Origin of the sequence: Haloarcula argentinensis DSM 12282 (assembly GCA_000336895.1) — an archaeon.
Taxonomy (GTDB): domain Archaea; phylum Halobacteriota; class Halobacteria; order Halobacteriales; family Haloarculaceae; genus Haloarcula; species Haloarcula argentinensis.
In genome coordinates this window covers 70,795-84,946 of record AOLX01000023.1, presented here as the reverse complement: position 1 = coordinate 84,946, position 14,152 = coordinate 70,795, and the positions used below count along the sequence as shown (strand labels likewise).

14 protein-coding genes and 1 tRNA gene are annotated in these 14,152 nt (G+C 64.3%); 8 read left to right on the top strand and 7 right to left on the bottom strand.

Annotated features, from left to right (window positions below; genetic code table 11):
* The first annotated feature begins 242 nt into the window (after nt 1-242).
* Together rnz and C443_RS13480 are read left to right on the top strand one after the other, a co-directional pair.
* Nucleotides 243-1,178: a ribonuclease Z gene (gene rnz / locus C443_RS13485; protein ID WP_005537048.1), complete on the top strand. Its 936-nt coding sequence runs from the start codon at nt 243-245 to the stop codon at nt 1,176-1,178.
* A 42-nt stretch (nt 1,179-1,220) separates the two neighbouring features.
* Nucleotides 1,221-2,294 carry a Gfo/Idh/MocA family protein gene (locus tag C443_RS13480; RefSeq protein ID WP_005537046.1) on the top strand — a complete coding sequence of 358 codons (1,074 nt, stop codon included), beginning with the start codon at nt 1,221-1,223 and terminating at the stop codon, nt 2,292-2,294.
* Between the two features lie 22 nt (nt 2,295-2,316).
* Here the strand turns inward: C443_RS13480 and C443_RS13475 are convergent, their stop codons facing one another.
* Nucleotides 2,317-3,045: a DJ-1/PfpI family protein gene (locus C443_RS13475; RefSeq protein WP_005537045.1), complete on the bottom strand. Its 729-nt coding sequence runs from the start codon at nt 3,043-3,045 to the stop codon at nt 2,317-2,319.
* Here C443_RS13475 and C443_RS13470 point away from each other — a divergent pair.
* Both C443_RS13470 and C443_RS13465 read left to right on the top strand, forming a co-directional pair.
* Entirely contained in the window at nt 3,037-3,915 is an 879-nt protein-coding gene (locus C443_RS13470; protein ID WP_005537043.1) for a PhzF family phenazine biosynthesis protein, read from the top strand. The two genes, C443_RS13475 and C443_RS13470, sit on opposite strands and share 9 nt — an antisense overlap.
* Nucleotides 3,916-3,974: 59 nt before the next feature.
* Nucleotides 3,975-4,346 (top strand): VOC family protein, encoded by a 372-nt coding sequence (locus C443_RS13465; RefSeq protein WP_005537041.1) that lies wholly within the window; start codon nt 3,975-3,977, stop codon nt 4,344-4,346.
* A gap of 29 nt (nt 4,347-4,375) precedes the next feature.
* Here C443_RS13465 and C443_RS13460 read toward each other — a convergent pair whose 3' ends face one another.
* Complete coding sequence (locus C443_RS13460; protein WP_005537040.1) at nt 4,376-5,854, bottom strand: hypothetical protein; 1,479 nt, start codon at nt 5,852-5,854, stop codon at nt 4,376-4,378.
* 48 nt (nt 5,855-5,902) lie between these two features.
* Between C443_RS13460 and C443_RS21485 the strand changes: the two genes are divergently transcribed.
* The gene (locus C443_RS21485; protein WP_160163354.1) at nt 5,903-6,052 is read left to right on the top strand and encodes a hypothetical protein; all 150 of its coding nucleotides are present in this window, start codon (nt 5,903-5,905) and stop codon (nt 6,050-6,052) included.
* A 150-nt stretch (nt 6,053-6,202) separates the two neighbouring features.
* Here C443_RS21485 and C443_RS13455 read toward each other — a convergent pair.
* From C443_RS13455 to ilvA, 3 genes are all read right to left on the bottom strand, one after another.
* Nucleotides 6,203-6,284: transfer RNA gene (locus C443_RS13455), tRNA-Ser, on the bottom strand.
* Between the two features lie 29 nt (nt 6,285-6,313).
* On the bottom strand, nt 6,314-6,517 hold the full coding sequence (locus C443_RS13450) for a hypothetical protein (protein ID WP_005537039.1): 204 nt from the start codon (nt 6,515-6,517) through the stop codon (nt 6,314-6,316).
* Between the two features lie 175 nt (nt 6,518-6,692).
* Nucleotides 6,693-7,904: a threonine ammonia-lyase gene (gene ilvA / locus C443_RS13445; RefSeq protein ID WP_005537038.1), complete on the bottom strand. Its 1,212-nt coding sequence runs from the start codon at nt 7,902-7,904 to the stop codon at nt 6,693-6,695.
* Nucleotides 7,905-8,191: 287 nt separating this feature from the next.
* On the opposite strand from ilvA, the gene C443_RS13440 reads away from it, so the two are divergent.
* Nucleotides 8,192-9,823: a potassium channel family protein gene (locus tag C443_RS13440; RefSeq protein ID WP_005537037.1), complete on the top strand. Its 1,632-nt coding sequence runs from the start codon at nt 8,192-8,194 to the stop codon at nt 9,821-9,823.
* Between the two features lie 155 nt (nt 9,824-9,978).
* Here the strand turns inward: C443_RS13440 and citZ are convergent, their stop codons facing one another.
* Nucleotides 9,979-11,124, bottom strand: coding sequence for a citrate synthase (gene citZ / locus C443_RS13435; protein ID WP_005537036.1), 1,146 nt, complete (start codon nt 11,122-11,124; stop codon nt 9,979-9,981).
* Between the two features lie 233 nt (nt 11,125-11,357).
* Here citZ and C443_RS13430 point away from each other — a divergent pair, with 233 nt between their 5' ends.
* The gene (locus C443_RS13430; RefSeq protein ID WP_049944058.1) at nt 11,358-12,581 is read left to right on the top strand and encodes a potassium channel family protein; all 1,224 of its coding nucleotides are present in this window, start codon (nt 11,358-11,360) and stop codon (nt 12,579-12,581) included.
* A 7-nt stretch (nt 12,582-12,588) separates the two neighbouring features.
* On the opposite strand, the gene C443_RS13425 is transcribed toward C443_RS13430, so the two are convergent.
* The gene (locus C443_RS13425) at nt 12,589-12,840 is read right to left on the bottom strand and encodes a DUF7536 family protein (protein WP_229727288.1); all 252 of its coding nucleotides are present in this window, start codon (nt 12,838-12,840) and stop codon (nt 12,589-12,591) included.
* Nucleotides 12,841-12,939: 99 nt separating this feature from the next.
* On the opposite strand from C443_RS13425, the gene C443_RS13420 reads away from it, so the two are divergent.
* Nucleotides 12,940-13,896: a succinylglutamate desuccinylase/aspartoacylase family protein gene (locus C443_RS13420; RefSeq protein ID WP_005537033.1), complete on the top strand. Its 957-nt coding sequence runs from the start codon at nt 12,940-12,942 to the stop codon at nt 13,894-13,896.
* The last annotated feature ends 256 nt before the right edge of the window (nt 13,897-14,152 follow it).

Sequence of the window (14,152 nt, the reverse complement as noted above, 5' to 3'; positions counted from 1 at the left end):
GTGAGACTGAGCGAGACGTACTCGCTGTTAAATTGTTTTGCTGGTGATTAAGCTCTCGGCAGAGAAGAGCGCGAGATGGCGAGAAATGTCGGAAAGCGGCCGTTATTTCCGCCCAGCACGAATAGCCATGTCACTACTAGACACACAAAGACCGTCGTAGCGACCCGCCTGAACCAGACGAAGAGTGCTACTGTGACGACGACCTTTCGACACCGGTTTACCCGTCGGCAGTAGAGGATGCGATGACTATGCGCGTGACGTTTCTCGGGACGAGTGGGGCCGTGCCGACGACCCAGCGCAACACGAGCAGCATCTTCGTCAATCGCGACGGCGACTACCTCCTCTTCGACTGCGGCGAGGGCACACAGCGTCAGATGATGCGCTTTGGCACCGGCTTCGCTATCGACCACCTGTTCGTCACGCATCTCCACGGCGACCACGTGCTCGGGATTCCGGGACTCCTCCAGACGTGGGACTTCAACGAACGCGAGCGGCCGATCGCCGTCCACACGCCGGCGGGCACGCGCGGGAACATCAAACAGCTCATCCAGGCCAACGGGACGACCCCCTCGTTTCCCGTCCGCATCAACGAAGTGTCGGCCGGAGACGTAGTCCTCGACCGGTCGGAGTACGAGGTTCGGGCAATCGAGACGACCCATCGCTGTGCCAGCGTCGGGTACGTCCTCGACGAGGACGACCGGAAAGGGAAGTTCGACCGGGAGAAAGCCGAAGCGGAGTTCGGCATCCCACCGGGGCCGAAGTACTCCAAGCTCCACCGCGGTGAGGCCGTCGAACACGAAGGTGAGACTATCCAGCCGGAAGCTGTCGTCGGTCCGGCCCGCCCCGGTCGGCGATTCGTCTACACCGGCGATACGCTGCCGACGGAGAGCGTCATCGAGGCGAGCGAGGGCGCGGACCTGCTCGTCCACGACGCTACCTTTGCCGAAGACCGGAAGGAACGGGCGAAGGCGACAGCGCACTCCACTGCCCGGGAAGCCGCCGACGTAGCGCGACAGGCCGGCGCGTCGACGCTGGCGCTGACGCACATCTCGACGCGCTACGCTGCGAGCGCCGACCAGCTAGTCGACGAAGCCCGCGACGCGTTCGACGGCGAAGTGGTGCTCGCGGAAGACGGGATGGAGCGACGTGTCGAGTTCCCGGACGCGGACGAGTACTGATGAGATAGTGCAGCATTTATTCGTTGAAGCAATAGCGGAGCCATGACATACCGATTAGTCCACGTCGGTCTGGGTGGCCAGGGCTCTACCTGGGCGACAGACGCGATTCCGCCGAACGTTCACGACGACCGAATCGAGGTCGTCGCCGCAGTCGATACCGACCCGGAACGGCACGAACTGGCAGAGCAGGAACTTGGCCTGTCGCCCGAGGAGTGCTACACCGACCTCGAAACCGCGCTCTCGGAGCGCCCGGCCGACATCTGTTCCATCGTGACGCCGCCGTCGACCCACGAGGCCGTCGTGGAGACGGCACTCGCCCACGACCTGCATATCATCTCCGAAAAGCCGATTGCTGACACGCTCGAGGCGTCGGTCCGCGTCGCCGAGAAGGTCGACGAGGCCGGCAAGAAGATGGGCGTCACGATGAGCCACCGGTTCGACCGGGACAAGGCGACGTTCCGGCGGGCCGTCGAGGAAGCCGGCGACATCGATTATCTGACAGCCCGGTACACGGGCAACGTCCGCGAACGCGGCTTCTACGCTGACTACGTCTACGAGATGGACGACATGCTCCTGCTCGACGGCGCAATCCACCACCTGGACATCCTCGCATCGCTGGCCGATTCACCCTGTGAGCGGGTGTACGCCGAGACGTGGACGCCCGAGGAGGCCGACTACGACGGAGACTGCAGCGGCCTCGTGACGCTGCATTTCGCCGACGGGACCCGCGCCCAGTACGAGGGCAGTTACGCCAACGCGACGACGCTGAACGGCTGGGGGCACGAGCAGTTCCGCGCCGAGTGTTCGGACCAGACCGTCGTCCTCGACCGCCGCGATGTCGAGCGGTTCCACGCCGACGCGTACGACACCGGGAACTTCGAGAGCATCGGCAAGGGTGACGGAGAAACGGTGCCGCTGGCCGAACGGCCCCACTGGAAGAACGCCTGGCTCATCGAGCAGTTCTGTGACTGGATCGACGGCGGCGAGCCGATGCCGACGAACGTCGACAGCGTCCTCCAGTCGATGGCCATCGTCTTCGCCGCCATTGAGAGCAGCGAGACCGGCGAGGCCGTCGACGTGCAGGCGCTGCTCGACGACGCCCGCGCAAACGCCTGAGACGCCCGTCCGGAGAGCGCTCTTATACCGAGTCGCCGCTGAAGATGTCGCCGCGGGGCTCGTACTCCATCTCTTCACAGACAGCGGCGGCCACATCCGCGCCCCACTGGCGCTCGACGAGGTGGACGGCGAGGTCCAGCCCGGACGTGACGCCGCCACAGGTCAGAACGTCGCCGTCGTCGACGACCCGGGCGTCGACAACTGTCGCGTCGGTCGCTCGCAAGTCCTCGATTGCGCCGCCGTGTGTCACCGCCGGACGGCCATCGAGCAAGCCGGCCCGGGAGAGCACCATGCCGCCGGTACAAACGCCGGCGATGGTCGCGCCGCGGTCGTGTGCCGCCGCGACGGCCTCGGGTAGCTCCCCACGTTCGGTTTCCGTCCAGACGCCGGCTTCGCTCCGGTCGTTCCACCCGCCACCGGCCACGACAAGCAGGTCCAGAGTTACGTCGGCGAGCGACCCGTCCGGTTCGACCCGGAGTCCGTGGCTCGCAGTGACGGTGTCGCTCTCTCGGACTGACCGGAGCGTCACGTCCCACGACGCACCAAAGCGCGCTGCGTTCTGGAATACCTCGTAGGGACCGATGGCATCCAGTTCGTCGAATCCGTCGAAACAGGCGACCGCGACAGTGTCCATGCCCACGACACGGCTGACGGCGACAAATAGCCTGTTGATTGTGAGTGTCACGGTACCATCCGTCAGGCATCCGGAGTGTTCTTTGGGGATGCCGCCGAGCGAACAGGTATGTCCCATCCGTTTCACATCGTCGACGTGTTCGGCCGGGAGCGATACACCGGGAACCAGCTCGCCGTCGTGACCGATGCCGATGACTTACACGAGGACGAGATGCAAGCCATCGCCGCTGAGATGAACTACTCCGAGACGACGTTCGTTACTGGCGAACCGGCCGACGGTGCGTGGCCGGTCCGCATCTTCACCCCCGCCGCAGAGATACCCTTCGCCGGCCATCCAACGCTTGGGACGGCACAAGTCATCCGGGACCATCTGGCCGACGGGAACCTCGAAACGGTGACGCTCGACCTGCCTGTTGGCGAGGTTCCGGTCAAGGTTCGAGAGCGCGACGGCCGCGAGACCCTATGGATGACGCAGCAGGCCCCCGAGTTCGGCGAGCAGTTGGCCCACGAGGACCTCGCCGCTGTGCTTGGCCTGCCGGCTGACCGACTGGACCGCGATTGGCCCGTCGAAATCGTCTCCACGGGGCTGGCGACGATTGTCGTCCCGGTGGCCGACCGCGACGCGCTGGAAGCCATCGACCTGGACCGCGACGCATACAACGCTGTGACCGGCGACCGCGACGCCAAGAACGTCCTTGCGGTCTGTCGAGAGCCGCGGAGCGAGGACAACGACCTCGCCGTCCGCGTGTTCGCGCCGTTCTACAACGTCCCGGAAGACCCCGCGACCGGCTCCTCGAACGGCTGTCTGGCCGCGTATCTCGCCCGCCACGAGATGCTCGGAAGCCCCGCCGTCGAGGCCCGTGTCGAGCAGGGCTATGAGATGGGACGACCGTCGCTGTTGCATCTCTCGGCTGACGGCAGCGGCGAGGATATCAGCGTCCGGGTCGGCGGCAGCGTCGTTCCCGTCGCTCGCGGCGATCTGCTGTAACTGGCCGCGACAGCCGCGGTACCGGCACACTCATTTCGCCCCGTCCACAACGCCGCGGCATGGACCTCGCACACACCGCTATCTGCGTCTCGGACCTCGACCGTGCGATGGAATTCTACGGCACGCTGGGCTTCGAGGAGACGAATCGGTTCACGTTAGACGGCGTCGAAAACGTCTATCTCGGCCGCGAGGGTGACGGAGACTTGCAACTGCGCTACGACCCCGACCGAACCACCCCGGTCGCGCCGAACCGCGCCGACGTGGACCACATCGCGTTCAACGTCGACGATGTCCAGAAAACTTTCGAGACGGCCATCGACGCCGGCGCTGCGCCGGTGCTCGAACCAACGGAAGTCGACGCCGCCGATGCCTTCGCCGCGTTCGTCGAGGACCCCGAAGGGTACACGCTGGAGTTCTACCGCTGGCTCTGAGCCGCGGCGGCAGCGACGAACGGCGGCGCTCACCCGAACAGGGAGCGGGCGCGACTGCGCCACAGCGTTGCTGTCCGAACAGCGACGAGTCTAGCCGGTGCAGACACGACAACGAGGAAGCCACCGAAGCCGACGAGACACGTCATAGCGGCCACGCTGGCGACGGCAATCGGGGAGAAGCCAGTGCGCGTGAGGCCGGCGACCGCGCCCGTCGTGAGTACGAACGAGACGCCGAGGCCAACAGTGAGAGATGCTGCTACCCGCGGTTCGAGCGGAATCCGTCCAAAGACGTCCCGAGAGTAGTAGAGGACGTACCCGAAGATGACCAGATTCATGACGCCGTACCCGGCGGCCCCGGCGATGGCTCCGAACTCCGCACCGAATATCGCTGGGACCGGGACACTGAACACCAGTCCGTAGAGCTTCGTACGAAAGCTCACGCTTGGTTTTCCGACACCCTCCATCGCGTGTGACGTGAGCGTCCAGAAGCCACGGAGGATGTTCACGCCCCCGACGAGCAGGACAGTCGCCGAGAAGACGCCCTCCGAACCGGTGAAAGCGATCCGCGCGACCACGTCGTGTGCGGCCAGCAGGTAGCCGAAGACGACGAAGGTGACACCTGTCCCGCCGGTAACTGCGCCATCGAGGTAGGCGAGTTGTGTGTCGCCAGCGGAGGAGTCCCCGCTGACCTTCGTGAGCAGCGGGGAGGAGAGATGCCAGGAGATCGTCGCGCCGAAGTCGGCGAACCGGTCGGCGGCCTCGTAGATACCGACGGCCGCCGGCGTCGCGACGATGCCCAGCACGTACACCGGCATGTTGTACGACAGGCGGTCGAAAATCTGGTCCGGGATGCTCCACTTGGCGAAGTCCCAGGCGCGCTCGATGGCGTGTCGGTCGGGCAGGGTCGGGACGACACCTAGCGCGACAGCGACAGGACCGAGCACCGCCAGCCGGACGCCGGCGACGATCAGCAACAGGTCGACGGCGCTCGTCAGTGTCGGGGCCAGCGCCAGCAGGATGATGAGCTGGATAGCGCTCTGCGTACTGGTGAGCCATGTCTCCACGCTCGGGTAGCCGATGGCACCGACCAGGCTCGACACAATCATCGACAGCGCGACCGAAACCGCAAACAGGCCGATTGGGGCGAGCAGCCCCGGAGAAATCACCGTGTTCCGGACGATTGCGCCGGCCAGCGCGGCCACGATCACACCGACGATGAGGAGGTATCCGAGGGCAAACAGCGCCGCCAGACCGAGATACGGGCCGACGAGTTCACCCCGTTCGCTGCCAACCTTCTTCAGCGCCTGGCTGATACCTCGAATCGGACGCAGGACCAAGGAGACAGAGAGGGCGATGAAAAAATACGTCCCGGTCGCCGCAGGCGACGTAACGAACGCGTAGACGATGCCGCTGAGAACGAATAGCGTCGTTGATACCAGCGCTCCGCTGGTCGTCCGAATCGAGGAGTCCAGCAGGTCTATCTCGTCACCGTCGCGCTGTTCGACCATCGACCGAGTATCAGTACTGGGGCGGCAAAACGGTACGGTGGTTCGGCGGTGAGAGACGCACCAATGTGCCAGAAGTGGACGCTCCTCGCTCGCAGTCAGTCACAGAAGACGCCCGCTCACGGCTCACTTCGTTCACCGTTCGCGTTCTCCGAGGTTCTCACGTCGTTCGAACCGCGCTACGCTAGGACTGGGATTTGAACAGGTGGTAGACGTTCCGGGCGTGTGGTCCCCACTTCGTTCGGCTGTTCCGGGGCTGCGACTACCGTGCTCAAATCCCAGTCGTCAGCGTTTCACGACTGCTGGCTCGGTCGTCGCTGTCGCTCTTCACTCACAGTCAGTTGCAGAAGACGCCAGGACTGGGATTTGAACCCAGAATCCCGAAAGGGAACACGCTTTCCAGGCGTGCGCCTTACCGTTCGGCCATCCTGGCTCGTACTTCGAGAGTGTGAGGGCGGGCGATTAAGGGCTTTCGTTTCCGAACAGCCGGGGTTGCATACGGTATGATGCGAGTGTCGTCCCAACACCGACAGCCACGGCGACACCAGCTTTGGCCGGTATCGACACCGGTACCCCGGCCAGCAGTTCGTAGCCCTGAATGAGAACCAGAAACGCGAGGCCCCCGACAACGCCCCACAGGAGGCTGGCCTTCGTTCGTGGGTCCATCAGCGTCCTCCGCTCCGTGCTGTTGTCTCGGCAGGTACTGTCCGTGCGGGCCGTCCCATACACGAAGCGGTGGCCGCCACGGCTAAAACCCCGCCGGAATCAGCGCAGGACGATGGCGAGAGCCTGCATCAAGAGGAAGCCGACAGCGAGAGCGCCGCGAGGCGGCCGCTTCGGGTCAGACGAGCACGTCGACCTCGTACCCCTCGTCGGTGAGCGCGTCAATGAGTTCATCGACGTGGTCGTGGCCGCGAGTCTCCAGGTCCAGTTCGACCTCGGCCGAACTCATCGCCACGTCGCGACTGGTCCGGTCGTGCTCGATGCCATAGATGTTGACCTGCTCGCGTGACAGGACCTCGACGAGTTCCTCCAGCGCGCCGGGGCGGTCCTGAAGGACGGTCCGGATTTTGAGATAGCGGCCGGTCTCGACGAGGCCACGCATGATGACGTTGGTCAGCATGTTCAGGTCGATGTTTCCGCCACACAGCGCGGGGACGATCGTCTCGTCGTCCTCGAAGTCGAACTTCTCCTCCATGACGGCGGCCAGCGCGACGGCCCCCGCGCCCTCGGCAAGCGTTTTCGAGCGCTCTAACAGCGTCGTCAGCGCGACAGCGATTTCGGAATCCGACACTGTCACGACCTCGTCGACGCGCTCGCTGATGACCTCGAACGTCTGCTCGCCGGTGGTACGAGTGGCGATGCCGTCGGCGATAGTCTCGACGCTGTCGCGCTCGATGCGGTGGCCCTTCTCCAGAGATTCTGCCACGCTGGACGCCCCCTCGGCCTGCACGCCGATGACACGGATGCGTTCGTCCTTGCCTTTGAGCGCCGTCGCGATGCCGCTGATGAGGCCACCGCCGCCGATAGGGACGACGACCGTATCAACGCCGGGGAGGTCCTCGTAGATCTCCAGTCCGATGGTCCCTTGCCCTGCCATCACTTTCTCGTCGTCGAAGGCGTGGACGTAGGTCCGGCCCTCCTCGCGCTCGAGTTCGTGGGCGTGTTCGGCGGCCGCGTCGTAGTCTCGACCGTGGAGGACCACGTCACCACCGTAGCTCCGGGTCGCCTTGACTTTCGAGACCGGGGCCCGTTCCGGCATCACGATCTTCGAATCGACGCCGATTCGCGTGGCGGCCAGTGCGACCCCCTGGGCGTGGTTGCCGGCGCTCGCAGTAACGACACCAGCCTCCCGTTCAGCATCTGAAAGCGACGCGATACGGTTGGTCGCACCCCGTATTTTGAACGACCCCGTGCGCTGGAACAGTTCGAGCTTGAGATGGATATCCGCGCCCGTCATCGCCGAAAACGTGTGCGAGTAATCAAGCGGTGTATGTCTGGCCGTCTCGGAGACGGTGTCCTGTGCCGCGAGGACATCCTCAAATGAGAGCATGGGAGTGGCTATTCACCGGACCATGTTATACTGTGGGCCGACTATGCAGTCTCGACAGGTGTTACAGTCGCAACTACACGGGTAGTGGCCTGAAACGGAAAGGGGGAGCGTGTGACTGCATGCGGGAGAACGAACGCGATTGACTTAAATCCCGTCGTAGCGCGGTGAAAGTGAAAGTGCAAGACAGCAACCGGACAGGGTTGCGCACCGCTACTGCTCGTCACGGGAAGCGACCGTCGGCTAGCCGGACATAACTGTTTTACACTCGGTATCCCAGAACGTAGTAGATGGATACCTGGCTGCGACGGACGCTGCTGTATATCGTCGCGCTTGGCGGCATCATTCTGGGGTACGCGTTCGCATACGACTACGGAATGGCAGTGTTCGAAAACAACCCGCAACCGTTCCTGCGGTCGCTTCGCGTCGTGGTCGAAACGTTCACCACGACCGGGTACGGCTCGGACGCCCCATGGAGTACCACGGAAATGCGGCTGCTCGTCATCGTGATGGATATCACAGGCGTCGTGCTCATTTTCCTCGCGCTGCCGGTGTTGCTGTTTCCGCTGTTCGAAGAGGCGATGGAGACGAAAGCCCCGAACACAGTCGAGAACAGCCTCAGCGACCACGTCGTCATCTGTCAGTTCTCCCCCCGCGGTGAGACGCTCGTCACCGAACTCGACACCTGGGACGTCGACTACGTCATCGTCGAACCCGACCGAGACCGGGCTAACGCCCTCTACGAAGACGGGTACTACGTCATCCACGCCGACCCGCAGTCCGTCGATGGGCTCGAACGAGCCCACCTGTCGTCCGCCCGGGCGGTCGTGGCCGACGCGTCCGACCAAGTGAACACCAGTATCATCCTCACCGCCCGCGAAGTCGACGAGTCCGTCCAGACTGTCAGCGTCGTCAAGGAGCCCGACCGCGCGAAGTACCACGACCTTGCCGGAGCCGACGCTGTCCTGTCGCCGCGCGGACTGCTCGGTGAGAGCCTCGCCAGCAAGGTGACGACCGGTGTCTCGACGACACTCGGGGACTCGATAGAGATCGGCGAGGACTTCGACATCGCCGAACTGCCGATCCACCGCGGGAGCGACCTCGTCGGAACGACGCTGGCCGACAGCGGTATCCGCGAGGAAACCGGCGTCAACGTCATCGGTGCGTGGTTCCGCGGCCAGTTCGTGAGTCCGCCCGACCCCGACGCCGAACTCGACGGCAGCACGGTCCTGCTGGTCTCGGGAACCGAACGCCAACTGGAGCGGCTCAAGGAGATGACCCTCTCCAGCGTGCGTGGCTTTCGCCGCGGGGAGACGGTCATCATCGGTGCCGGCGAGGTCGGCCAGACGATCACGTCGGCGCTCACGAACGCCGGGGTACCGCATACGGTGCTCGATCAAACCGACGGGACCGGCGTCGATGTCGTCGGCGACGCCACGGAGCCCGACGATCTGCGACACGCCGGCGTCAGCGCCGCCAGAACGGTTATTCTCGCCCTATCGGAGGATACCGACACCGAATTCGCGACGCTGGTTATCCGTGACCTCAACCCGGACGTCGAAATCATCGCCCGCGCCGAGGAAAGCGAGAACGTCCAGAAGATGTACCGTGCGGGCGCGGACTACGTCCTCGCGCTGTCGACGGTCAGCGGCCGGATGCTCGCCTCCACGATTCTCGAAGACGAAGACGTCATCTCGATGGACCAGCAGGTCGAGGTCATCCGCGTCGCTGCCGACGGCCTCGGTAATACGACAATCGGCGAAGCCGATATCCGTTCACGGACGGGCTGTACGGTGGTCGCTATCGAACGCGACGGTGCCGTCATCACCGACCTCGGCCCTGACGTGACTATCGAACCGACTGACAAGCTCGTCATCGCCGGCACCGACGACGGCGTGACGCGGTTCAAGTCGACGTTCTAACACCCACCGTTTGTAGCGTCGCCGCTCCCCAGTATGCGGAAAATATTCGGTTTTCACGCGGCCCGTCAGAGCGCTCTTTGACGGCGGTTCGCGCAGTGAAACCGCTCACGGCCATGGTAGTCACGGGCTACGGACGACTGACAGCGGTCAGGCAGCTATCGCTCGTCCAGCGGTACGAACTCCGTCTCGTCGGGGCTCTTGCCGACGTAGCGGGCGCGCGGTCGGATCAGACGGTTGTCCTCGATGTACTCGAAGACGTGGGCGACCCAGCCGCCGACGCGGGACATCGCGAAGATGGGGGTGTAGATGTCGATGGGGATGCCCATCTGGTAGTAGGTCGACGCCGAGTAGAAGTCGACGTTCGGGGCCAGTCCCTTCTCTTCCATGAGGTAGTCCTCGATGGTGGTCGACATCTCGTACCATTTGAGCGTCCCGGCGGCCTCGCCGAGTTCTTTCGAACGCTCGCCGAGAATCTTCGCGCGCGGGTCCTTGACGTTGTAGACGCGGTGGCCGAAGCCGGAGACGCGGCGACCCTCGTCGAGGGCGTTCTTGACCCAGTCGAGCGGGTCGGATTCGGCGTCGTCGACCTCCTTTAGCATCTCCATAACGTCCTGATTGGCCCCGCCGTGGAGCGGCCCCTTCAGTGTCCCAATAGCGGAGGTAACCGCGCTGTGAACGTCCGACAGTGTCGATGCCGTCGTGATAGCCGAGAACGTCGAGGCGTTGAGGCCGTGGTCGGCGTGGAGCACGAGCGCCTGATCGAACACATCGGCGAGCACGTCGTCCGGTTCCTCGCCGTTGAGCATATACAGGAAATTCGCGGCGTGGTCGAGGTCATTGCGGGGTTCGACGGGCTCCTTGCCGTCGCGGATACGAGTGAACGCCGCGATGATGGTCGGGATCTTGGCCGTGATCCGCCGCCCAGTTTCGAGGTTGACCGTCTCGTCGGTCGGTTCGGCGTCCTCGGGCGCAGGGTCGAACGCCGAAAGCATCGACACCGCAGTCCGGAGCGCTGCCATCGGGTTCTCGTCCGCTTCGGCGAGCTGTCGCACGGTCGAGATGACGTCGTCGTCCACGTCGCGTGCCGCCACCATCGCCTGCTTGAACTCGGAGAGTTCGTCCCGGTTCGGCAGGTGGCCGTGCCAGAGCAGGTACAGCACCTCTTCGTAGCTGGCACCCTTCGCGAGGTCCTCGATGGTGTACCCCCGATACACGAGTTTGCCAGCGTCGCCGTCGATAACGCTGAGTTCGGACTCGGCGACGATGACACCCTCGAGTCCCTTCTTGAGGTCGTCGGACATACGCAATCAGTTCCCTACCTTCCGGGAAAAACATTTTCTTTCTGAGCGTGTGTGGCACAATGTCAGGAACCGTTATTGGACGACTGTCCAGCTGATTACCGGTCTATTTGCGTCTATATCCTAACGTAGCACCCACACTGGTATGCAAACGGCCAGTCACGGCTGCTAGCGGTCCGCGCTATCTCGCCACACGGTGAGGAACGTTTTTGCTCGGGGCCATCGAACCGGCGGCTATGGACCCGACAGGGACGGTCGAGTACGAACCGGTCAGCGTCAAGCAGGTGCTGGCCGAGATGAAAGACACCGCCGAGTTGCTCATTGACCTCTCGTACTCGGCCGTTCTGCTGGGTAGCGACGACGTGGCTGCGGAGGTGCTGGAATTAGAGGAGAAGATGGACGTGCTCCAGTTACGCGCACGCATGAGCCTCCTGATGGCCTGTCGGTCGACGGCGGACGCGGAGTCGCTCGCGCCGGTCCTGGGGATGGTCGGGGCCGCTGAGAAGATCAGCGACGCAGCCGGTGACATCGCCAAAATAGTGCTAGAGGACATCGGCCTACCGGATACGATGCGGGCGGCCCTGCCCGAGGCCGTCGAAACGCTCGTGCGGGCGACGATCGGTTCAGGCTCTCCGCTAGCCGATGAGACGTTGGGGAGCCTGAATCTCGAAACCGAGACGGGCGTCCGGGCCCTGGCGATCCGTCGGCAGGGGAACTGGCTGCTCAACCCCGACCGGGAGACGCGCCTCGAAGCGGGCGACGTGGTGCTGTTCCGGGGGCCGGAAGACGGTGTCGCCGAGGTGTATCAGGACGCGACAGGCGAGGTGTACGAACCACCGGAGCCCCGGGAAGGTGGCGTCCGCGACCTCGAACGGGCCGTCGACTCCATCGTTCTGATGAAGGACATGGGTGAGTTAGCTGTCGACCTAGCTTACGGCGCGGTCCTGTTCGACAGCACGGAGGTCGCCGAGGAAGTCGTCGAACTCGAAGCCGAGGTCGATGCGCTGCAGTCACGGTTCGAGGCCTGGACGCTCCGGGCCGCCGCCGACATCGACGATCCTGTCTCCCTTCGGGGCCTCGTCCATCTGGCCCGGTCGACGGAGGTCATCTCCGACGCCGCACTGGAGATGAGCGAGGGCGTTCTGCGGGGGCTATCGACACATCCGGTCGTCGCCGAGGCCGTACAGGAGTCCGACGAGATTATCGTCCGAACGACGGTGTACCCCGATAGCGACCTCGCCGGGACGACCATCGGCGACGCAGAAGTCAAAACGGCGACGGGTATGCGGATCATCGCGATTCGGCGCGGCGCTGGAGAAAGCGAGCGGACCGGACGCGAAGGGGGCAACTGGGTCGTCTCACCGGGTCCGGAAACGCAGATCCAGACGGGCGACGTGCTTATCGCAAAAGGGACTCGAACCGGCGGCGACCGGCTTACCGACCTGGCTAAGGACACGTAGCGGTCTGTTACCGCCTTGCGAGTCGCACGGCCGATACAGCAGTGAACAGCGCTGTCAGCAGCCCGCCAAGCGATGTCACAAGGACGAACGAAAGCGCCACGTAGAATCCGATCGGCCGCTGCGCTCCCGGCAGGACGAACAGAGCGAACAGCCCCGCGGTGAACAGGCCAGCGAGTACAAAACCGATTTTCGCATTGCGTGGCACGTTCAGTGCCGTAACCATCGCCGCTTTGCCGCTCTGTGGCTCGGACTGGGACACACCGGCTGGTAGGGTCGGCGGCCCCAAGATGCCGTCGGTCCGGCGCAACTGTTGGCGAAATCCGAACCAGTAAAGGCTCCCAAGGCAAACGTGGGAACAATGGTTACTTTCGGTACGGCGACCGCCGCTCCCGGTGAGAAAGACACGGGGCGGCTGGAGGTCGGTGAGACCCGTGACGGGTCGACGTTCGGGCTACCGGTCGCCGTCGTCAACGGTGTCGACGACGGACGGACGCTCTACATACAGGCGGCCAGCGACGGCGACGAACTGAACGGCGTCGGCGTCATCCAGCGGACACTCCCGCAACTCGATCCAACGGAACTGTCCGGGACGATTCTGGTCTGTGGCGTCGTCAACTACCACGCGTTCCAAGTTGCCGAGCACCGCAATCCGGTCGACGACACGAAGATGAACCGGGCGTACCCGGGCGACAAAACGGGGACATCGAGCGAGCGTATCGCCGCAGCGACGTTTAACGCCGCCATCAGCGCAGATTACGTGCTCGACCTGCATCAGGGGTCGACCTCGCAGATGATCGACGAGGTTCGGGTCCGGTGTGGCACTCGCCATCGCCTCCACGAGGAGTGTCTCGAACTCGCGAAAGTGTTCGGCTGTGGCTACATCCTCGATCAGAAAGGCCCAGACGGACAGCTGGCCCGCGCCGCCCCCGACGAGGGCGTTCCGACGATCGACCCGGAACTCGGCGGCTGTGTCGGCTGGGACGAGGACTCGATCCAGCGGGGCGTCGACGGTGTGTTCAACGTACTGCACTACTACGGCTTCCTCGATGGCCACCACGATACGCGCCCCCAGACCCGCGCCACCGGGTTCGAACAGTACGGCTCTCCTGTCGGTGGCCTTATCGACCTCAAGCCCGACCTCGGTGACCGCGTCGCCCGCGGCGAGACGCTGTTCGAAGTGACCGACGTGTTCGGCGAGCCGAAGGCCGAAATCACTGCCGACTCAAGCGGCGTGTTCTGGCGTGCCCGCCGGCTCCCACAGGTCGCGACCGGCGAGTACGTTTGCTCGGTCGGGACGAACATCGATACCTACTAGAAACCACTTTTTATTGCAGGGGGGTCGCGCAGCGAACCTCTGCTCCTGTGAACGTGGCAAAACCACGGTCGCTTCGCTCGGGTCTGTGGCACGGGGTGCAAAGCGCCGCGTACGCCCGCCTGCAGACCTGCCTTTCCCCGTGGCGGCCGACGGAGCGGCCGCCCGGCCGCCGCTCTGTGCGCTCCGCCGCGGCCACAGACACCGACGATTGTGGCCGGAGATGCCGCCGGTTTTTGAACGATCGGTGCCCCAGTGC